The organism is Lentzea sp. NPDC102401 (assembly GCF_044765805.1).
Taxonomy (GTDB): domain Bacteria; phylum Actinomycetota; class Actinomycetes; order Mycobacteriales; family Pseudonocardiaceae; genus Lentzea; species Lentzea sokolovensis.
Window position 1 is genome coordinate 666,219 of record NZ_JBIWKS010000004.1, and the last position, 19,984, is coordinate 686,202.

19 protein-coding genes and 2 pseudogenes are annotated in these 19,984 nt (G+C 69.3%); 6 read left to right on the forward strand and 15 right to left on the reverse strand.

All coding sequences use genetic code 11. The annotated features are described in order from the left end of the window. The 4 genes and pseudogenes from ACIRG5_RS18315 to ACIRG5_RS18330 form a co-directional block, all read right to left on the reverse strand. Entirely contained in the window at nt 1-1,131 is a 1,131-nt protein-coding gene (locus tag ACIRG5_RS18315; RefSeq protein ID WP_402905949.1) for an exo-alpha-sialidase, read from the reverse strand. Between the two features lie 515 nt (nt 1,132-1,646). Then, nucleotides 1,647-3,311: pseudogene (locus ACIRG5_RS18320) on the reverse strand (helicase-related protein); the annotation flags it as partial. A gap of 1,020 nt (nt 3,312-4,331) precedes the next feature. Further along, a pseudogene (locus tag ACIRG5_RS18325) lies at nt 4,332-4,829 on the reverse strand (OB-fold nucleic acid binding domain-containing protein); the annotation flags it as partial. Nucleotides 4,830-4,843: 14 nt separating this feature from the next. Then, nucleotides 4,844-6,454: a DAK2 domain-containing protein gene (locus tag ACIRG5_RS18330; protein WP_402905950.1), complete on the reverse strand. Its 1,611-nt coding sequence runs from the start codon at nt 6,452-6,454 to the stop codon at nt 4,844-4,846. A gap of 148 nt (nt 6,455-6,602) precedes the next feature. Between ACIRG5_RS18330 and rpmB the strand changes: the two genes are divergently transcribed. Beyond that, a complete protein-coding gene (gene rpmB, locus ACIRG5_RS18335; protein WP_030467945.1) occupies nt 6,603-6,794 on the forward strand; it encodes a 50S ribosomal protein L28 in 192 nt (63 codons plus the stop codon). Nucleotides 6,795-6,813: 19 nt separating this feature from the next. Here rpmB and ACIRG5_RS18340 read toward each other — a convergent pair whose 3' ends face one another. From ACIRG5_RS18340 to ACIRG5_RS18360, 5 genes are read right to left on the reverse strand one after another with little or no spacing between them, the layout of a single operon-like run. Then, the gene (locus tag ACIRG5_RS18340) at nt 6,814-8,031 is read right to left on the reverse strand and encodes an MFS transporter (RefSeq protein ID WP_402906215.1); all 1,218 of its coding nucleotides are present in this window, start codon (nt 8,029-8,031) and stop codon (nt 6,814-6,816) included. Then, the gene (locus ACIRG5_RS18345; protein ID WP_319977624.1) at nt 8,016-8,690 is read right to left on the reverse strand and encodes a uracil-DNA glycosylase; all 675 of its coding nucleotides are present in this window, start codon (nt 8,688-8,690) and stop codon (nt 8,016-8,018) included. The genes ACIRG5_RS18340 and ACIRG5_RS18345 overlap by 16 nt, the downstream gene beginning before the upstream one ends. A 20-nt stretch (nt 8,691-8,710) precedes the next feature. Further along, on the reverse strand, nt 8,711-9,232 hold the full coding sequence (locus ACIRG5_RS18350; RefSeq protein WP_402905952.1) for a gamma carbonic anhydrase family protein: 522 nt from the start codon (nt 9,230-9,232) through the stop codon (nt 8,711-8,713). A gap of 10 nt (nt 9,233-9,242) precedes the next feature. Next, complete coding sequence (locus tag ACIRG5_RS18355) at nt 9,243-9,653, reverse strand: GNAT family N-acetyltransferase (RefSeq protein ID WP_319977626.1); 411 nt, start codon at nt 9,651-9,653, stop codon at nt 9,243-9,245. A 55-nt stretch (nt 9,654-9,708) separates the two neighbouring features. Beyond that, complete coding sequence (locus tag ACIRG5_RS18360; protein WP_319977627.1) at nt 9,709-10,677, reverse strand: thiamine-phosphate kinase; 969 nt, start codon at nt 10,675-10,677, stop codon at nt 9,709-9,711. Between the two features lie 97 nt (nt 10,678-10,774). Between ACIRG5_RS18360 and ACIRG5_RS18365 the strand changes: the two genes are divergently transcribed. After that, nucleotides 10,775-11,008 carry an Lrp/AsnC ligand binding domain-containing protein gene (locus ACIRG5_RS18365; RefSeq protein WP_030467939.1) on the forward strand — a complete coding sequence of 78 codons (234 nt, stop codon included), beginning with the start codon at nt 10,775-10,777 and terminating at the stop codon, nt 11,006-11,008. 19 nt (nt 11,009-11,027) lie between these two features. Continuing rightward, nucleotides 11,028-11,591 carry a DUF3515 domain-containing protein gene (locus ACIRG5_RS18370; protein ID WP_402905955.1) on the forward strand — a complete coding sequence of 188 codons (564 nt, stop codon included), beginning with the start codon at nt 11,028-11,030 and terminating at the stop codon, nt 11,589-11,591. Here the strand turns inward: ACIRG5_RS18370 and ACIRG5_RS18375 are convergent. Continuing rightward, the gene (locus ACIRG5_RS18375; RefSeq protein ID WP_402905956.1) at nt 11,588-12,637 is read right to left on the reverse strand and encodes a D-alanine--D-alanine ligase family protein; all 1,050 of its coding nucleotides are present in this window, start codon (nt 12,635-12,637) and stop codon (nt 11,588-11,590) included. The two genes, ACIRG5_RS18370 and ACIRG5_RS18375, sit on opposite strands and share 4 nt — an antisense overlap. 133 nt (nt 12,638-12,770) lie before the next feature. After that, the gene (locus ACIRG5_RS18380) at nt 12,771-14,141 is read right to left on the reverse strand and encodes a PLP-dependent aminotransferase family protein (protein ID WP_402905958.1); all 1,371 of its coding nucleotides are present in this window, start codon (nt 14,139-14,141) and stop codon (nt 12,771-12,773) included. A 67-nt stretch (nt 14,142-14,208) separates the two neighbouring features. On the opposite strand from ACIRG5_RS18380, the gene ACIRG5_RS18385 reads away from it, so the two are divergent. Next, nucleotides 14,209-14,853: a pyridoxamine 5'-phosphate oxidase family protein gene (locus ACIRG5_RS18385; RefSeq protein WP_402905960.1), complete on the forward strand. Its 645-nt coding sequence runs from the start codon at nt 14,209-14,211 to the stop codon at nt 14,851-14,853. Here ACIRG5_RS18385 and ACIRG5_RS18390 read toward each other — a convergent pair. The 4 genes from ACIRG5_RS18390 to ACIRG5_RS18405 form a co-directional block, all read right to left on the reverse strand. Further along, nucleotides 14,834-15,292 (reverse strand): cysteine dioxygenase, encoded by a 459-nt coding sequence (locus ACIRG5_RS18390; protein ID WP_402905962.1) that lies wholly within the window; start codon nt 15,290-15,292, stop codon nt 14,834-14,836. The genes ACIRG5_RS18385 and ACIRG5_RS18390 overlap by 20 nt on opposite strands. A gap of 118 nt (nt 15,293-15,410) precedes the next feature. After that, on the reverse strand, nt 15,411-16,478 hold the full coding sequence (locus ACIRG5_RS18395; RefSeq protein ID WP_402905964.1) for a cystathionine gamma-lyase: 1,068 nt from the start codon (nt 16,476-16,478) through the stop codon (nt 15,411-15,413). Beyond that, complete coding sequence (locus ACIRG5_RS18400) at nt 16,475-17,485, reverse strand: NAD(P)H-dependent glycerol-3-phosphate dehydrogenase (protein WP_319977635.1); 1,011 nt, start codon at nt 17,483-17,485, stop codon at nt 16,475-16,477. The genes ACIRG5_RS18395 and ACIRG5_RS18400 overlap by 4 nt, the downstream gene beginning before the upstream one ends. A 5-nt stretch (nt 17,486-17,490) precedes the next feature. Further along, nucleotides 17,491-18,198 (reverse strand): lysophospholipid acyltransferase family protein, encoded by a 708-nt coding sequence (locus ACIRG5_RS18405; protein ID WP_402905966.1) that lies wholly within the window; start codon nt 18,196-18,198, stop codon nt 17,491-17,493. A 70-nt stretch (nt 18,199-18,268) separates the two neighbouring features. Here ACIRG5_RS18405 and cofC point away from each other — a divergent pair, with 70 nt between their 5' ends. Beyond that, nucleotides 18,269-18,892, forward strand: a complete 624-nt coding sequence (gene cofC, locus ACIRG5_RS18410; protein WP_402905968.1) for a 2-phospho-L-lactate guanylyltransferase — start codon at nt 18,269-18,271, stop codon at nt 18,890-18,892. Nucleotides 18,893-18,945: 53 nt separating this feature from the next. Next, nucleotides 18,946-19,920 carry a hypothetical protein gene (locus tag ACIRG5_RS18415; RefSeq protein ID WP_402905969.1) on the forward strand — a complete coding sequence of 325 codons (975 nt, stop codon included), beginning with the start codon at nt 18,946-18,948 and terminating at the stop codon, nt 19,918-19,920. The last annotated feature ends 64 nt before the right edge of the window (nt 19,921-19,984 follow it).

Here is a 19,984-nt window from a genome sequence, read left to right on the forward strand (position 1 = left end):
TCATCCGGGGAACGGCGGCAGGCTGCTCGTGGCCCAGCTCGTGTGGCAGCTGCCGTTCGCCGCGAAGTCGCTCGCGAACCCGATGAACTCCCTGCCGTCGAGCGACGGCACGCCGGTCGGGTGGTAGTTCGGGCAGTAGTTGTCGCGCGCCCCCGGCACCGGAACGGGCGCGGGGATCTCGTACCAGCCGTCCCGGCCGCCGTTCTCGGAGACGAAGATCGTCCTGCCGTTGCCGGGATCGACCTTGCCGTTCGCGGACATCAGCATCTGCCCCATGAGCAGCACACGTCCGGTGGCGGTGCCGTTGGGCGCGAGCACGATCGACGGCGTGTGCGCGAAGTACTTGCCGTCCTTCGTCGTCGGCCGCTTGCCGTGCCACTTCGGATCGCCCCAGTTCACGCCGTCCGGTGACGTGCGGTGGTACGCCTCGCAGAAGTACTGGTTCGGCTGCGAGCAGATCTCGTACATCATGTAGTACTCGCCCGTCGGCAACCGCTTGACCTGCTGCATTCCGGGCCGCAGCCAGCCGGGCTCGACCGCGACGACCTTCTGCTTGGCCGACCAGATGACACCGTCGTTGGAGACGGTCCGCCCGATGTACTGGCTGTGTCCTTTGTCGGACTCGTCGGAGAAGTAGCAGTTCAGCCTGCCCTCGGCGTCGACCGACAGGTCCGGCTCCCACAGCCCGCCCCCTGGCTTCGCTCGCGCGCACTCGGACAGGTACCGCCACGACGCTCCCGCGTCGTCGCTGCGCCAGATCCGCGCCTTGAGGGTCTCCGCCTTGAACCCGGCCGAGCCAGCCCACAACACCGTGCCCGCGGGCATGTCGCCCACCCGTTGGGGCAGCTCGTAGAGGTGCCCGCAGCAGGTAGCGGTCGAGCCGGCGTCGTCGGTGAACGCGGCGATCTTCTTGAACCTCTTGCCGTTGCGGCTCGCTTTGAGCACGTCCACGACGTGGTCCCCGTGCAGCGCCACCAGGATCGAGCCGCGCTGCGGCCCGTGTTCGAGGCGGATCGCGTGCGGGTAGCGGGACTCCTCGCCGGTCAGCACGACGGGGCTCGCCAGGGCCGGGCTCGGGCTGGAGAGGACGGTGAGGGCGGCGGCCAGCGCGGTGATGATCATGCGACGCACGGGTGGGAACGTACCGAGGTCACCGGACAATTCCGGCACCTGGCACGCGCACACCTTCAGGTGATGTGAACGGGGGTGGATGGCGGAGACGGACGCGCCAGGCCAGATGAGGGACGGTCGCGGCCAGGCCAGGTGGGGGGTGGCGAGGCACGTAGGTGGCGAGCCTGCGGGCGGCGAGCCGCGCGAGGTAGCGACCCGTGCGGAGTAGCGAGCCGTGCGGAGTAGCGAGCCGTGCGGAGTAGCGAGCCGTGCGGAGTAGCGAGCCGTGCGGGATCGCAGACCGAGCAGGGTGGCGGCCAGGTAAGCGGGGCACGCACTCGCTCCGCACTCCTCCCACACGCGGGAAGAACCCCGCGGCGCACACCCTGCAGCATGCCCCCGCGCCTCGGCCGCGCACACGCGGCTCGACCTCCACCGCACGAACCTCGCGCCTCACCCCCACACGCAGCCCGAACTCCGCCGCACAGACTCCGTGCCTCGGCCGCGGCGCCAGCCGGGCGGTGCGGTGGCGGCGGCTAGGTCTTCTCCAGGAAGTCGGCGCGCTCCTCCGTCAGCAGCGTCGCCACCATCCCCGCCAGCCCTGGATGCTCTGCCAGGTCCGGGTCGGCGTCCACGACCTGCTGCGCTGCCGTGCGGGCGTCCGCGATGATGTCCTCGTCGCGCAGCAGGGACAGCATCTTCAGGCCCGAGCGGCGACCTGACTGGGCGGCGCCCAGGATGTCGCCCTCGCGGCGCAGTTCGAGGTCGAGCTGGGCCAGTTCGAAGCCGTCCAGTGTGGACTCGACGGCTCGCAGGCGTTCCATCGTGGCCGTCATCTCCGGCATTTCGGTCACCAGCAGGCACAGGCCCGGGGCGCTGCCTCGGCCTACGCGGCCGCGGAGCTGGTGCAGCTGGGAGACGCCGAAGCGATCCGCGTCCATGATGGCCATGACGGTGGCGTTCGGGACGTTGACGCCCACCTCGATGACGGTGGTGGCCACCAGGACGTGGACCTCGTTGGCCGCGAAGGCGCGCATCACCGCGTCCTTCTCGTCCGGGGGCATGCGGCCGTGCAGGATCTCGATTCGCAGGCCGCGCAACGGACCCTGCGCGAGCATGGTGGCCACGTCGATCACGGACAGGGCTGGGCGCTTGTCCTCGTCTTCGGACTTCGCCGGTTCCTCGTCGCCGATGCGCGGGCAGACGAAGTACGCCTGGTGGCCCTTCGCCACCTCCTCGCGCACTCGGGCGAAGGCGCGGTCGAGCCACGCCGGCTTTTCGCGGACGGGGACGACCGAGGTCTTGATCGGCGAACGGCCGCCGGGCAGTTCGCGCAGGGCCGAGACTTCCAGGTCGCCGTAGACCGTCATGGCGACCGTGCGCGGGATCGGGGTCGCCGTCATCACGAGCACGTGCGGGTTCTCGCGTTCGCCGCGCGCCGAGAGCGCTGCTCGTTGTTCCACGCCGAAGCGGTGTTGTTCGTCGACCACGACGAGGCCCAGGGAGTGGAACTCCACCTTCTCCTGGATGATCGCGTGCGTGCCGACGACGATGCCCGCCTCGCCGGTCACGATGTCGAGCAACGCCTGACGGCGCTGGGCCGTGTTCATCGAACCCGTCAGCAGCGTCACGCGCGTCGCGTCCTCCGCGCCGCCGAGCTGGCCCGCCTGGGCGAGGTCGCCGAGCATCTCGGTCAACGAGCGGGCGTGTTGTGCCGCAAGGACTTCCGTGGGGGCGAGCATCGCGGACTGACGGCCCGCGTCCACGGCCTGGAGCATCGCCCGCAACGCGACCATCGTGTTGTGAGTGACCACGAAGTGATCAGTTACGTAGAGCTGGTCGGCGTGTGCCACAGAGATGCACTGCACCGGTTTGCGACCGACGAACTCGACCGCACGAATCGCCCGTACAGGCTTCTCGTACTTGGTGCGCTCCTTGACGAGCTCAGCCTTCCGCGTGAGCCGGAACGGCGGGAACTCGTTCGGCAGGTGAAGGCTGACCAGGTGGTACGTGTTTCCCATCTTCTCGACAGGGCGGACTCTGCCTGTGCCACCCAGCGACTCCGCCAGCCAGGACACCTGGTCAGCGAGTCGTGGCGACGCCGACAAGAAGGTCACGTTCGAACCACGGTCACGATCCAGCGTGCCGTCGGCGTCGAGCAGGCCCTGCAACAGCGCATGCCGGACCTTCACGGGAGCGATCAAGTAGTTCTCCGGCAGGAACTTCTCCTTGGCGCGGTGGCCGTAAACGCCAAGCGTCCTCAGCGCGTTGAGGACAGGGTTCGTACCCTTGCGGCATCCGTTCACAAACCAGTCGTACTTGTTCGCCCGAACAGGCTTGGCGAGGTGTGCGCCCTTGGGGAGAGCCGCCGTCAGTTCTACGAGCAGCTCCGGATCAGCGCTGGTGAACATTACTCTGCCGTTGAGCAGCGAGCCGTCACCGATCAGCAGCCCCAGCGCGTACGGATCCAGCGGCCGTTCGGTCAGACAGTCCAGCTCAGGTGCTTCCACCACGGGCAGGTGCCACTTCGACGCCCCGTTCGCCGTCGTCAGGTCGTCGCGGATCTCACGCAACGTCAACACTTTGAGCGGATTCCCTCGATCCCGGCGCACGGTCGTGTTCACGGCCCACAAGTGCTCGAGATCAGACTCCACGCTGCGCCCGTCGGAGAGCACTACGCGGTAGACATCTCGGTCACCTTGGGGAAAGACGCCGGTCACGGTGGTGATCTCGCCAGTGGGCGCGATCGCCTCGTCCCCAACGCGAACCTCGCCCATCTTGATGAAGCCGGTCGGTGTGAGGACCAGCGAGTCGAGCGGTTGGGCCTTTCCGGAACCCACCTCTCCTTGCAGGAGGCGGTTCATGGGCACGGTCGACTCGAGATCAGCGGAGACCTGCGAACCCACCTCCACCTGGCCTGCGGTCAGCGTGAACGGCAGCCGCGCGTCGAACGCGTCCAGGATGCCGCCGGACCTGCGCGCACAGGCGGGCGCCGGACGGGCCGTGGAAGCCTTGCGGCGCTGCGCCAGGGCCAGCTGCACGGCCAGCGCCTCGTCCCACTTCAACCGCAGCTGCGCCACGGAGATCTGCGCCCAGCTGTCCGGCCGGTGGATCGACCGCAGCGCGTCCTCCAGGCCGATCAGGCCCTGCTCCTCGCGGAAGTCGGCGGGCAGCGGGTCCTCCGGCACGCCGTCCCAGATCTCCAGGAGTTGCTTCACGCAGTTCGCGATGTTCCACGTGTTGATGTGCTGCGACGCCGGATAGACGGGCAGGAAGGCCTGCAGGAACGACGATCCGTCCTGCTCCGCGGTGAGGACCTCGAACGCCGGGTGCACCAGCTGCAGGTTCTGCCGGTAGCGGCCGACCTTGCCGGCGAACAACGCGCGCGTGCCCGGCAGGAGTTCCTGCTCTGCGACGAACGCGGGCTTGCCGAAGAACACCAGGTGCAGCTCCGAGGTGCCGTCGGTGATGACGGCCTCGGTCATCTGGCCGCGACGCGCCTTCATCTGGCGCTTCTGGCACTTGCGGACCTCGGCCTGCACCGTGACGTGCTCGTCGATTTCCAGCGACCTGATGTCGGTCAGCTTCCCGCGCTCGTCGTAGCGGCGCGGGTAGTGGCGCAGCAGGTCACCGACCGTCGTGAGGCCGAGGCCGGTCTCCAGTGCGTCGGCGGTCTTCTTGCCGAGCAACGGCTGCAGCTTGTCGTCGAAGGAGATCATCGCGTCCTATTGAACTACTCGACACCGACGAAAATCACGGCGTCCGGCTGTCCGCCCGGATACGCGGTCAGCTCGACCTCCGGATGGGTGACCCTCAGGTGGTCCTCCAGCACGTCGGTCAGGCCGTCGGGCGCGTCGGCGCCCAGGATCACCGTCACCAGTTCGCCACCGCCCGCCAGCATGCGGTCGACCAGGCGGCAGGACAGGTCCATCAACGACTCCGGCGCCGCTGGACCAGGCTCGATCAGCACGACCTCGCCGTCCAGCATGCCCAGCAGATCGCCCGGCTGACAGCGGCCCACCCACGTGAGGGCCTCGTCCGCGGCGATCGCGAGCTCGCCACGGCGGGTGGCGGCGGCGGCCTCGGCCATGGCGACAACGTCGTCACCGGCGCGCCGAGAGGAATCGTGCACCGCCAACGCCGCGAGGGCCTGCACGGGCGAGAACGTCGGCACCACCACTACGTCCTGCCCTGCGGCCTGTGCGTACGCCACGGCCTCTTCCAGAGCCTCACGGATGTCCGGATCGCCCGGCAGCACCGCGACGTGACGCGCGCGCGTCGACACGATGGCCGACAACAGGTCCGTGGGCGTCGCAGTAGTAGAAGCGAGGTCGAACACCGCGGCACCTTCCGCACGGAACAGTTCCACGGCGCCGCTCACCACCACCACGATCGCCCGATCGCGCACGAACCGAGAAGCCTGCGCGGTGATCTGGTCAGCGAACCGCGCCACCGTGATGCGGTGCGGACGCCCAGCGCGCACACCCGCTTCGACGGCCGCGCCGATGTCGTTGCAGTGCACGTGAACGGTCCACAGCGAGGCCCCGTCTCCCACGACCGACACGCAGTCGCCCAGCCCGTTCAGCGTGGCGCGCACCTCGGCCACCGCCTCGTCCGAGGTGTCGTCGAGCAGGTACATGACCTCGTACTCGAACTCCGACGACCCGCTCTCGCGCTCGGTCGTCAGCGACTCCGGCGTGCGCGGCAGCAAGGGAGCGTCCATCGGCGTTTCCACGCTCTGGCCGGTGATCACCGCGGCCAGTGTGTCCAACAACACAACGAGCCCTCGTCCACCCGCGTCGACCACGCCGGCCTTGGCCAGCACGGCCAACTGACGGGGCGTATCGGCCAGTGCGACGGCACCCGCGCGCGACGCCGCCATCACCACGTCGTCCAGTTCGTCCGACTCGCAGTCACGAGCCGCCTCGGACGCGGCGTGCAGCACGGACAGAACCGTGCCGGCAACGGGCTTGGACACAGCGGCCGTGGCCAGTTCATCGGCCCGGTGCAGGCCCTTGCGCAACGCCGTGCCGGTGACCAGCGACACCTCCTGCACGGTCTCCGCCAGGCCTCTGAGCACCTGAGACAGGATCACGCCCGAGTTCCCGCGCGCCCCGGCCAGCGCGCCGCGGGCCAGCGCCGAGAGCGCGTCCCCCACCGTCGACATGGGCGAGCGCAGCAGCGCGTCGAGCGCCGACTGCATCGTGTGCAGCAGGTTCGTCCCTGTGTCACCATCCGGCACGGGAAAGACGTTGATCTGGTCGATCGACTCCCGATTGGCGTCCAACGACCGCACGCAGGCGTCTGCCCATCTGCGCACCGCGACCGCATCCATGACCTGCATGGCGGCGAGAGTATCCACCCGGTTTGGTCGCAGGTGATGCCACCGGTTACCCTCGTTGAGTTGCCGTGCCCGGTTGAGGCTTGTGCACGCTTGCGCGCCCACCGGGACGCGAGACTTACCGCTTGAGGAACCTGAAGGAGTGGCTGACGTGGCTGCCGTGTGCGACGTCTGTGGCAAGGGGCCGGGCTTCGGCCATTCGGTTTCGCACTCCCAGCGGAAGACGAACCGCCGCTGGAACCCGAACATCCAGTCTGTGCGCGCCAAGGTTTCGGCCTCGCAGCGCCAGCGGATCAACGTGTGCACGTCCTGCCTGAAGGCCGGCAAGGTCGTGCGCGGCTGATCACCGCCACAGTTCGTTTTTAGTTCGAGGAGAGCTCGGCTTCGGCCGGGCTCTCTTCGCGTTTCAGGGCCCGGCGCACGAACACCAGGCAGGCGACGCCGCTGAGCAACGCCCCGGTGCCCCCGAGCGCGAACACCGCCCGAGGCCCGATGAACAGCAACAACCCACCCGCGGCAGCCGTCCCGGCCAGGTTCGCGCCGATCACCATCGACCCGACCGCGGCGAACGCCCGCCCCCGCATCTCATCAGGCGTGCGCAACCGCACGACGGCGTTCAAGGCCACGTTGTGCACGCCGTTCGACACACCACCGACGAGCCAGCCGATCCCCGCTGTCACGAGGAACGGGAACGTGGCCGGGATCAGCACCCCGACGCCCGTGGTGACGGCGGCGACCGCGATCGCGTACGCCACCCAGGACACGGTCTCGAGCCGCGCGGCGATCCTGTTTCCGACCAGGATCCCGGTCATCCAGCAGGCCTGCATCGCGCCCAGCACGAACTCGTCACCGTGCAGCACGTACCGCACGAACGCAGGGTCGGCGACGTTGACCACCACCACCGCTCCCACGCAGAACGACAGTCCGATGACCGCCGTGAACAGCACGGCGTCCCGCCGCACGTGCCGGATGCCCGCGAGCGCACTGGGACGCGCCTCGTGCGCTGCCGAGGGCCTGCGTTCCGATCGCACGAACGCGAGCAGCGCCGCGTAGGCGAGGAACGTGCCGCCGTCGATGAGCAACGCGGCGGGGTGGCCGAAGATCCCGGCGAGCAACGCGCCGCCTGTGACGCCCGCCATGCTGCCGAGACTGCGCCCCGTGCTGAGCCACGCGTAACCACGAGTCGCCTGCTCCTCGCCGGCGATGTGCGGCACCAGTGCGGAAATGCAGGGCTGGGCGATCGCGCGGCCGCAACCGGAGAGCAACACCAGCGCCACCACGAACACGGGCTGCCCCATCAGCGGCACGATGGCCGAGATGGCGATGCCCTGGAACACCAGCGCGATGATCAGCAGGCGGCGGTTGGGAAAGCGGTCGACGAGCACACCGGCGAGCGGGGCGCCGAGCACGAACGGCAGCAGCTCGGCGATGAGGATGGCGGCGACCAGCAGCGGGCTGATCGGCGTCGCCCAGAAGACGAGCACGAGCAACGACAACGCGTTGCCGAACTCGCTGACGGCCGCACCCGCGGCCGTCAGCGTCAGATCACGTCTGGCCCGGACAACTACGGGAGCTTCCAGTCGATCGGGTCGGCGCCCTGCTTCTCCAGCAGTTCGTTGGCGCGGCTGAACGGCTTGGAGCCGAAGAACCCGGCGTGCGCCGACAAAGGCGACGGGTGCGCGGATTCAATGGCGGGCAACGGTTCCAGCAACGGGCGCAGGTTGCGCGCGTTGCGGCCCCACAGGATGGAAACCAGAGGTGCGTCGCGAGCCGCGAGAGCCTTGATCGCCTGCTCGGTCACCTTCTCCCAGCCCTTGCCCTGATGGGAGTTCGCCTTGCCGGGCTGCACGGTCAGCGCCCTGTTGAGCAGCAGAACACCGCGCTCGGACCACGGGGTCAGGTCGCCGTTGGACGGCAACGGGTGCCCGAGGTCTTCGGCGTATTCCTTGTAGATGTTCACCAATGACTTCGGAATGGGCCGCACATCGGGGGCCACCGAGAACGACAGGCCGACCGCGTGGCCGGGCGTCGGGTACGGGTCCTGGCCGACGATCAGCACCTTCACCTGGTGGAACGGCTGCTGGAAAGCACGCAGCACGTTCTCGCCCGCGGGAAGGTAGGTGCGACCGGCGGACACCTCCGCGCGCAGGAACTCACCCATGGCGGCGATCTGGTCAGCGACGGGGGCGAGAGCTTCAGCCCAACCGGCTTCGACAACTTCGTTGAGGGGACGAGCCACGGCTGTGAACCCTATCTCACTCAATCGAGCCGACGGAGCTTCTCGCGGTACAAAGCGATGTTCTGAACGTATTTCTCGACGATGAATGCCCAGGCCTGTTCTGGCACAACGTGTCCGGCACGTTCGCGAGCAGGAACTCCCAGCACCATCGTGCGTTCGCGGACGTGGCCGTCGAACGAGACCACCGCGCCGGCGCCGACGATCGCGCCCTTTTCCACGATGGAACCGTTGAGCACCACTGAACCCGAGGCGATCAGGCAGTCGTCCGCGACCGTCGCGCCCTCGATGTGGACGTTGTGGCCGATGACGCACGACGAGCCGATGTGCACGGGGTGGACCTCGGTGCAGTGGATGACCGTGCTGTCCTGGATCGACGTGCGCTCGTCCACGACGATGCGCCCGTAGTCGCCGCGCAGCACGGCTTGCGGCCACACCGACGAGTACGCGCCGATGCGGACGTCGCCGATCACCGTCGCGTCCGGGTGCACGTACGCCTCCGGGTGGATCTGCGGCGTGTAGTCCCCCAGCGCATAGATGGCCATGCGCCCGAACCTACAACGACTTCCCGAAGCAGCGACTCTCCGGGTGGTCCCGGTACACGCCGAAGTTGTCGATCCGCTCGTAACCGCTGGACGTGTACAGGGCGATCGCCTCGGGTTGACGCAATCCGGTCTCCAGCACCATCCGCAGCAGCCCCGCCTCGCGCGCCGTGGCTTCCAGGTGCGCGAGCACGAGCCGTGAGAGGCCCTTGCCGCGTGCGGAGTCGACGACGTACATCCGCTTGATCTCGGCGGCGCCGTCGAGTTCGTCGTTCACGCGCCAGCCGCCGCAGGCGACGGGAACGCCGTCCAGGTACCCGATGACGAAGTAGCCCAGGGGCGCGGCGAACTGCGCCGGATCGACCGGCGTGACGTCGACGTCGCCGTAGCGCTCGACGTAGACCTGCTGGAGGTCGGCGATCATCTTGACCGAGTCTGGATGGTCATACGCGCGCGTGCATAGTTCCACGGATTGAATCCTACGCCCGCCAGTGCTCCCAGCCAGGAGGTTTTTCGTAGTTCCTGCCGTCGACCGTCACACCTTCTCCCGCGCGGACCGTGCCGATGGTCGTCCAGTTCGGCGGAACCGACTTGGGGCCGGGGAACGTCGCCGCGAGGGCGTGGTCCTCGCCTCCGGTGAGCGCCCAGTGCCGCGCGTCCCCGCCGAGCGCCGACGCGACGTCGAGCAGGCGCGGGTGCAACGGCAGCAGTTCGGTGCGGATGTCGATCGCGACGCCGGAGGAGTCCGCGATGTGCCCCAGGTCCTGCAGCAGTCCATCCGAGACGTCGATCATCGAGGTGGCACCCGCCTCCGCGGCCCTGGGGCCTTCCTCGTACGGCGGTTCCGGGGTGCGCTGGGCGTTCACGATGCCGACCGGCGAACGGAATCCGCGGCCGAGCACGGCCAGTCCCGCGGCGGCCCAGCCGAGCCTTCCGGCGACCGCCACGACGTCCCCGACGAGAGCTCCCGACCTCGTGATCGGCTCGAGTCCGTTCATGTCTCCCATGGCGGTGATGGAGATCACGAGCGTTCCGGAACTGACCATGTCGCCCCCGACGATGCCCGCGCCGGCCGTCGCCGCCTCCTGCCAGAGTCCCGACATGATCCCCTCGACGACGGACGCGGGGGTGTCGGCGGGGCAGGCGATGCCGACGAGCAGGGCGGACGGCAGCGCGCCCATGGCGACGACGTCGGCGAGGTTCACCGCGGCCGCTTTTCGGCCCACCTGCTCGGGACTGGACCAGTCGAGTCTGAAGTGGACACCCTCGACGAGCACGTCCATCGAGGCGACGACCCGTCCGTCCGGGACGGCGACGACGGCCGCGTCGTCACCCGGACCGAGGATGGTCGTCTCCGGCTGCGCCCGACCGGCCGTCACCCGGTGGATGAGAGTGAACTCACCCACATCGGCGACCGTCTCCGCGTCGCGCGGCGGCTCCGGACGCAAAGTTGCCTCCCAATCTGAGCATTCGGAACCCCAACTGGGGTACGTTGCGTGACACGTTCCTACCTCGACCCAACCTGTCGCGACGAAGGGGCACGCCGTGGTGCATGCATACATCCTCATCCAGACCGAGGTCGGCAAGGCCGCCGCAGTCGCCTCCGAGATTTCCGGGATCGCCGGAGTAGCCACCGCGGAAGACGTCACCGGGCCGTACGACGTCATCGTGCGCGCCGAGGCGGAGACCGTCGACCAGCTCGGCCAGCTCGTGGTCGCGCGCATCCAGAACGTCGAGGGCATCACTCGTACGTTGACCTGCCCGGTGGTACATCTCTAGCCCGTGTTGTCATAACCGGGTGACTCAGCAGGAATCCACGTCGGCGCTGTCCCGGCCGCTGCTCGCGGCGGTCGGGCTCGCTGTCGTGCTCGCCATCGGTGTCGCCGGACTCGGTCTGGTGCTGGGCACCGGAAACCAGACGGAGGACGTACCCGGTCGCACGGGCCCTCTCGCGCTGGTCTCGATCGACGCCCCCGACGCGGGCTCACCGACGTGCGTGACCCTGACCGAGAAGCTGCCGGTGGGGCTGCCGTCCGGGAAGGACATGCTGCCGCGCCGGGACCTCGCCTCCCCCGCACCTCTCGCGACGGTGGCGTGGGGTGACGCCAAACACGATCCGGTGGTCCTGCGCTGTGGCCTGCCGCGACCGAACGAACTGTCGGCGACCTCGCAGCTGCGGGTGATCTCCGACGTGCAGTGGCTGCAGCTACCCGGTTCCGGCAGCTCCACGTGGGTGATCGTGGACCGCGGCGCGTACGTGGCGCTGACGGTGCCCGACGAAGCGGGCACCGGACCGTTGCAGGACATCTCCACGACGGTGCGCGACCTCCTGCCCAAGCAGCCGGTCAAGACCGCGCCTTAACGCAGTCCCGAGCCGCGGGCGATCGCCGTCTCGATCAACGTGGTCAGCAGCGTCGAGAAGTCGATGCCGGTCGCATCCCACGCCTTGGGGTACATGGAGATCGGCGTGAAACCGGGCATCGTGTTGAGCTCGTTGATGATCAGCTCGTTCTGCTCGGTCAGGAAGAAGTCCACCCTGGACAGACCCTGGCAGTCGAGCGCCTTGAACGCGGTGACGGCGAGCTCGCGCAGCCGCGCGGTGACGTCGTCGTCGAGCTTCGCCGGGATGTCGGCCTCGTAGGAGTCGTCGACGTACTTGGCGTTGAAGTCGTACCACTCGACGCTCTCGCCGACCGGACGCAGCTCGGCGGGCAGCGAGGCCTCGACGCGGCCGTCCGGGAACTCCAGCACCGCGAGCTCGATCTCGCGGACGTTCGGCACGGCGGCCTCGATGATGACCTTGGGGTCGTGCTGCCGTGCCTCGAAGATCGCGGCGTCGAGGTCGTTCCAGTCGGACACCTTCGAGATGCCGACGGACGATCCGGCGCGCGAGGGCTTCACGAACACGGGCAGCCCGAGGTGCTCGCGCTCGTCGAGGGTGAGCGTGGTCGCGGCGCGGTCCAGCGCGACGAACCTGCCGACGTCGAGGCCCTCGGCCTGGAGGATCTTCTTGGCGAAGACCTTGTCCATCGCGGCGGCGCTGGCGAACACACCGGGCCCGACGTACGGGACGCCGCCGAGTTCGAGCAGCCCCTGGATCGTGCCGTCCTCACCCCACGCGCCGTGCAGCAGCGGGAAGACGACGTCGACGTCCTTGAGCGCCTGGCCGGGTTCGATCGCGGCGACGGTCTGGTTGCGCAGCGTGGGGAGGTTGCCGGCGCCTGCCTCCAGCGCGGTCGGGTCCGTGCCGAGTGCCCACTGCCCCTGCGGCGTGATGCCGACCGGCACCACCTCGAACCGGTCCGCGTCCAGGTAGGGCAGGACGCTCTTGGCGGACTGGCAGGAGACCTCGTGCTCGGAACTGCGGCCGCCGAAGACCACGGCCACCCTCGTCTTGCGCTGCGTCATGCGGGCGACCCTACCCGTTTGGGCGATTGTGCCCACCTGCCAGTTGGCCTCGATCACGTGGTCGCGCTGGCCGGCGTTCCACTGCGGCCCGGCGACTCGGCGCACGTGCGCTGGGGAAGCACGGTGGTCGTGGTCAGTCGTTCGCCGTGAGCAGCTCAGTCAGCACCGGCAGGGCGTTCACCAGCTGTTCCCGCGAGCACGCGCTGTACCCGATGACGAGCCCGTGCAGCTTGGCCCTGTTCACGTAGTGCCGGGCCAGGCCGTCCACCCGCAGGCCGCGTTCGAGCGCCTGCCGCGTGAGTTCACGTTCCCGTTCGGCACCAGGCAGCAGCACCACGACGTGCGCGCCCGCGTCGTCGCCGAGCACCTCGATACCGGCCTCCGCGAACGTGTCGATGATGAGCGCACGGCGTTCCGACAGCTCACGGCGCAGCTTGCGCAGGTGCCGGCCGAGGTCGCCCATGCGGGCCAGTTCGACGACGACCCGCTGGCCCGCGGCGGACGGGCTGGTGCCGGTCAGGTCGCGATGTTCCAGCACGGTCGTCGCGATGTGTTCGGGCGCGACCATCCAGCCCGCGCCCAGGGTGGGCGTGAGGATCTTGCTCGTGGTGCCGAGGTGGACCACGACGTCAGGAGCCAGCGCGGCCAGTGACGGCAGCGGGGCGACGTCGTAGCGGAGTTCGCCGTCGTAGTCGTCCTCGATGACGAGCCAGCCGTCGCGCCGGGCCCGTTCGACCAGCGCGACCCTGCGCCCCGCCGACATGCGGCCACCCAGCGGGTACTGGTGGGCAGGCGAGCAGTAGACGGCCCTCACGCCCGCCGGCACGGCGTCCGGCAGCAGTCCTTCAGCGTCGACCGCCGCCTGGACGACCTTCAGGCCGTTGGCGCGGAAGACGCCCACCGCCCGCTGGTAGCCGGGCTCCTCGACGGCCACGGCGTCTCCGCGCTGGAGCACCGCGACCGCGATCTCGGTGAGCACGGCGGTGGTGCCGCCGGTCGCCAGCACCGGGTCGGCGTTGACGGCCAGGCCCCGGTGGCGCAGCAGGTGCTCGGCAATGGCCTCGCGGTATTCCGGCAGGCCCGCGCGTTCGGGACGGGACAACGGGGGTGCGTCCGCCGCCGCGCGCCACGCCCTGCGCCAGGCCGCGCGGTCGAGGCCACCGGCCCAGGGCGCGCCGGTGCCGAGGTCCACGAAGTCGGTGATGGCGGGCGCGACCGGCTTGCGCGAACGTTTGCGCAACGGGCCGGGCGGCGTCGTGGTGACGTACGTGCCGGAGCCGTGCCGACCGGCGATCCAGCCTTCCGCGTGCAACTGTTCGTAGGCGGCGGCAGTGACCGTGCGGGAGACTCCGAGACTGTCGGCCAACGCGCGCGTGGACGGCAATCGGTCGCCCGCGCGAAGCCGTCCTTCCGACGCCGCCGAGCGGAGTGCGTCGGCGAGTTGGACGGCGAGCGGTTCGGCGGACTCGCGGTCCAGCGCGACGGGCAGTGCGGTCTCAGCCAAAGTGGCCTTCTCAGATCAATCAGAAATGGCGCTTCAATGATGCCACTTCCGCGCGCACAGTAGAGACATGACCTCTGACGTGCAGCTCTCCCCCACCCCGCGCAGCACCGTGATCCGCGGCAAGAAGCGAGCCGTCGAAGACCGCCAGGTGCTCTACGACATCCTCGACGCGGGCATGGTGTGCCATCTCTCCGTGGAGGTCGACGGGGCGCCGTTCCTCATCCCCACCGCCTACGGGCGGGACGGCAACACCATCTTCCTGCACGGGTCGACGGGCTCACGGTCCATCAGGAGCATGCTCGAAGGCAAGCAGGTCTGCGTCGCGGTCACGCTGGTGGACGGCGTCGTCTACTCGCGGTCGGTGTTCCACCACTCGATGAACTACCGGTCGGCGATCGTCCACGGCACCGCGAAGATCGCCGAGGACACCGAGCACGCCCTGCGCACGATCGTCGAACACGTCACGCCGGGCAGCTGGGACTACGCGCGCCGGCCGTCCAAGAAGGAACTCGCGCAGACCGCCGCGCTGGAGATCGACCTCACCGAGGCGAGCGTCAAGGTGCGCGACGGCGGGCCTGGCGAGGAGCCGTCCGACCTCGAAGCGAACCTCGTGTGGGCCGGGCACATGCCGCTCATCCAGTCGTGGGGCGCACCGGTGCCGCACGAGACGGACAGGGCCATCCCGCCGCACGTCAGCGAACGGGCCCGTTGATCGGGTCGTAGCGGTACTGGGTCATGGCGCGTGTGCCGTGGCGGTACACGTGGATCGACACGGCCGGATCCACACCGTCGTTGCGCACCTGGTGCACGTAGCCGGGGCCCCACACGCGCGACTGACCGGCGTGAAGCGTGTGCACGACCTGGATCTTCGTGGTCACGACCTCGGTCAGCAGGCCGTTGACCACGGTGAAAGCGCCCGACGTGTGGTCGTGGTCGTGCAGCGACGCGACCTGACCGGGGAGCCAGCTCATCAGCCAGATCTCCTGGTCACCGGTCTTGTCGACCAACGCCGAGAAGCGCTCTTCCGGGTCGTACCGGAGCAGGTGCTTCCAGCGGTCGCGGTCGGCCGCCCACGCCAAAGCGACCCGCACGGGGTGCAGCAGCTGGGTGTTTTCAGGCAGAACGACGCTGTTCTCGGGAACGGCGAACATCGGGGAAAAGTCCTAACCAGGCGAGTGCGCGAAAAGAGGACGCGGGACTATCGCCAGGTACAACAGCAACATGCGTTGAAGGACATGGAGCAGAGGGTCCCGAAATCGGGACCCTCCGTCAATCCAGTCCCAAAGCGTGGGACACGTCCGCGACCAGGTCTCGAGTGTCCTCACAGCCGGCCGAGAAGCGCACCAGGCCTTCGGGCACCGGGTCGCCGAACTGGGCCCGCCGGTCCGCGGTCGAGTGCAGGCCACCGAACGACGTCGCCGCCGACACGAGCTTCGAACGCGACAGGAACCTCTCCACGGCGGCCACGTCCGGCAGTTCGAACGTCAGCACGCCGTTGAACCGCCGCATCTGCTGCGCCGCCACGAGGTACGAGGGATCGCCCGACGCGCCCGGCCAGCGCAGGTTGGCCACCCGGCCCTTCAGCAACGCGTGGATCGCGGCCGCGTTCTCCGCCTGCCGCGCGAGCCGCAGGTCCAGGGTTCCCAGGCCGCGCAACGCGAGCCACGTCTCGAACGGCCCGGGAATCGCGCCGTTCAACGTCCGCGCGTCCCGCACCTTCGCCGCCAGCTCGGGAGAGGCCAGCGTCACGTGTCCGAAAAGGACGTCGCTGTGCCCCGCGACCGCCTTGGTGTCCGAGGCCACCACGATGTCCGCGCCCAGCTCCAGCGGCCGCTGCCCCAACGGCGTCGCCGTCGTGTTGTCCACGGCCAGCAACGCGCCCGCGGCGTGCACCTGTGAGGCCAACTCCGCGATGTCGCAGACGTCCAGACCGGGGTTCGACGGCGTCTCCAGGAGGACCAGCGCAACCCCCTCGAAGGACGGGTACGGCCCGGCCGTCGGCACCTCGACCACGTTCACGTCCATTTCGGACACGAACTTCCTGGTCAGGAAGTAGCCGTCCGACGGGACGACCAGGGTGTCCCCAGCGGACAGCACCGTCCGCAGCAACGTCGAGATGGCCGCCATCCCGGACGGGAAGACGACGCACTCACCGCCTTCCAGCGACCCCAGGGCGGATTCGAGGGCCCGCCACGTCGGGTTGCCGGCGCGGCCGTAGTAGTCCTCGCCGCCCAGGTGGTACGCCGACGCGAACACCGGCTGTGCACCGAAAGGATCTCCCGGCTCGCCTGAAACCGCGTGGACGACCCGTGTGCCGTCACCGAGTTCGGGGGTCACTGGCGTTCGTGCTTCCGGTCGCGGCCCAGCAGCGCGGCACCGAGGTCCCGCACGCTCAGTCCGTCGTGGCAGACCTGGTGGATGCCTTCGGTGATCGGCATGTCGACGCCGTTCGCCGCCGCGAGTTCGCGGATCGACGAGCAGGACTTCACGCCCTCGGCGACCTGTCCGTGCGCGGCTTCCTGCGCCTGCGCGAGAGTGTCGCCACGCCCGAGCCGTTCGCCGAAGGACCGGTTGCGCGACAACGGCGACGCGCACGTCGCCACCAGGTCGCCCAGTCCGGCCAGGCCCGCGAACGTCAGCGGGTCGGCACCCAGCGCCGCGCCCAGCCGTGCCGTCTCGGCCAGGCCGCGGGTGATGATCGACGCCATCGTGTTGTCGCCGTAGCCCATGCCCGCCGCCATGCCGCACGCCAGCGCGATGACGTTCTTGCACGCCCCGCCCAGCTCGCAGCCGACCACGTCGGTGTTGGTGTACGGGCGGAAGTACGAGTTCGAGCACGCGTGCTGCAGGTCGACCGCGCGGTCGTGGTCCGTGCACGCGATGACGGTCGCGGTCGGCTGCTCGACGGCGATCTCCTTGGCCAGGTTCGGCCCGGACACCACGGCGACCTGCGACTCGTCGACGCCGGCGACCTCGCGGATCACCTCGCTCATCCGCTTGAGCGTGCCGAGCTCGACGCCCTTGGACAGCGACACCAGCGTCGCGTCCGGCGGCAGCAGTTCCTTCCACGCCGACAGGTTCACCCGCAGCGTCTGCGACGGCACGGCCAGCACCACCGCGTCCGCCCCGTCCAGCGCCTTCGCCGGATCGGAGGTGGCCGTGAGGTTGGCCGGCAACGAGATGCCGGGCAGGTAGCCGGAGTTCACGCGGGTCTCGGTGACCTCCGAGGCGACGTCCTGACGCCGCGCCCACAGCACGACCTCGGGACCGGAGTCCGCGATGACCTTCGCGAACGCCGTGCCCCACGAACCGGAGCCGAGCACCGCAACACGTTCGATCGCCATGGTGTTCAGGCCTTCCTGGGTCCGTAGAAGCCCTCGGGGGCCGGCTCCTGACGCACCTCGGCCAGGTGCTCCTTGACCGCGCCCATCAGCAGGTCGGTGACCTCACGCAGCATCGGGAGCGTCTCCTCCCTGCCGCGGTAGGCGGAGAGGTCGACCGGTTCGCCGACGAAGTGCGTGATCGTCTTGCGCGGGAACGGCCGGAACTTCTTCGCGTAGTGGTTGTAGAGGTCGAGCGTGCCCCAGCGGGCGACGGGGATGACCGGGCCGTCGTGCTGCAGCGCGAGCCGGGCCACGCCCGTGCGGGAGTTCGCGGGCCAGCCGTCGGGGTCCTTGGTGATCGTCCCCTCCGGGTAGATCACCACGAGCTTGCCGGTCGCCAGCGCCTCGTGCGCCGCACGCAGGCTCTGCTGCGCGTCCGCCGTGCCCCGGTAGACCGGGATCTGCTCCGCGCCCTTCAGGATCGCGCCCATGATCGGCACGTTCCACAGGCTGTGCTTCCCGAGGAAGCGCGGCACCCGGTAGTGCTTGTGCACGAACATGGCGTCGTAGCACGGGTCGAGGTGCGAGATGTGGTTCATGACAAGCAGTGCGGCACCTTCGCGCGGGATGCGCTCACCGTGCACCGTCCGGTGCCTGCCCAGCACGAACGACATCGGGTAGACGATCGCCGCGGCGACCCCGACCCAAAAGCCGCCCTTCTCCCTTTTGGCCACGAGGCCTCTCCTCACCTGCTAGATCTGCGCCCGACAGCACAGTAGTCGGCAAATCGTGGACTATGGCGAGGTGCGGGATGAGATTGACCTAGTGGTCCCGGTCAAGACCCTCGACAGGGCCAAGACCAGGCTGACCAGCGCGACCGGCGGAGATCCGGTCTCACACGCGGCGCTGGCGCTCGCGCTCGCCCTCGACACGGTGAGCGCCGCCGTCGCCACCCCCGGCGTCCGCCGAGTGGTCACGATCACATCGGATCCGGCCGTCGCGTCCGAAATGGCCGCTCTCGGCGTCGAGTCGCTGCCGGAGCCCGCCGAGCCCGGACTCAACGCGGCTTTGCGGCACGGCGCGCGCACGCTCCGGTCGTCCCGCATCGGCGCGCTCCAAGCCGACCTGCCGGCGCTCAAACCTGACGAGTTGCAGGCCGCGCTCGGAGCCTCGGCCGGACGGCGTGCGTTCGTGCCGGACCGTCAGGGCACCGGCACGACACTGCTCCTCGCCGCGCCCGGTGGAGAACTCGACCCGAGGTTCGGCGTCGGATCGGCCGGGCACCACCGCGTTTCCGGTGCGGTCGCGCTGATCGGCGCGTGGCCGTCGTTGCGCTGTGACGTGGACACGGAAGAAGACCTGCGGCTCGCGCTCATGCTCGGCCTCGGCACGCACACCGCGAACGCCTTCCCCGCCTGGACAACCTGAGCAGTCGTCACGCGTCTTCCGGGTCACCGGGGTGATCACGACTTGGGAGACTGATGCGAGCGCTCATCGCGCTGGCGGGTGTCACGGCCCTCGCGGGCTGTGTGGCCGCCTTTCCGATCGACCGTCCATCCGACTACACGGCGGAGAGCAAGCTCAGCACGTGCAGGGCGGAGTTGCCCCAGGACTGGAAAGACAGGCTGTCGCGCAACAGGACAGAGGCGGGCTCGCACGAGAAGGTCACCGTCGTCGCCGCGAACGAGGACGCCGGCACGACGCTGGTGAAGACCACTCGCAACAGGACCACCGAGCTCGTGCTGCGCGACCACGGGAAACGCCAGCAGGTCATGGCGGTGCAGAACGACGCGCAGCTCTTCGGCGTCGAGTTCGACGGACGCTGGGTGACGTTCTCCACGACGCCGAGCCCTGCCGACCACACCACGACGACCTACGCGTGGGACTCGCGCAACGACGGCGCGCCCGTGCCGATCGGCGGCAGCGGGGCCGTGGTGCACAACGGCAAAGCCGCCTGGTCGGACAGCAGGGGCGTGCACCTCTACGACCTCGCCAAGAAGAAGGACAGGATCGTCGGCCAGGGCGAGGAACCCGTGTTCCTCGGCGACGCGGTCGTCTGGCTGCAGGACGGGAGGTTCCGCGCCGAGGCGGCGTTGCCCGAGCAGCTGAAGAACGCGGCACCGATCGGCAGCGTGGCGTCCGACGGCAGCACGGTGGTGTGGACGCAGGACGACGAGCTGCGCGGCTGGCGTGAAGGCTGGACCGAACCGCGTGAGCTGGCCGGGATCAAGTCGGTGCCGAGGACGGAGGGCATCGTGTTCCCGCGGGTCAGCGGCGACTTCGTGTCGTGGCAGTCGGAGTCGTCCTACGTCACGGACATCCGCAGCGGCGCGACCATGCACACGACCGAAGGCGCGTACTGGCTGGAAGTCCACGGCGGAGCGTTGACACAGCAGGGCTGGCGCGTCGCGGCGGCCGCCCCGCTGTCGGAGCTTTCACCGCTGAGCAGGTGTTGATGCCGTGACGAACGACACGAAAGTGTTGGTTCAGGCAACGCAACAGGGAACCCCGGCACCTTTA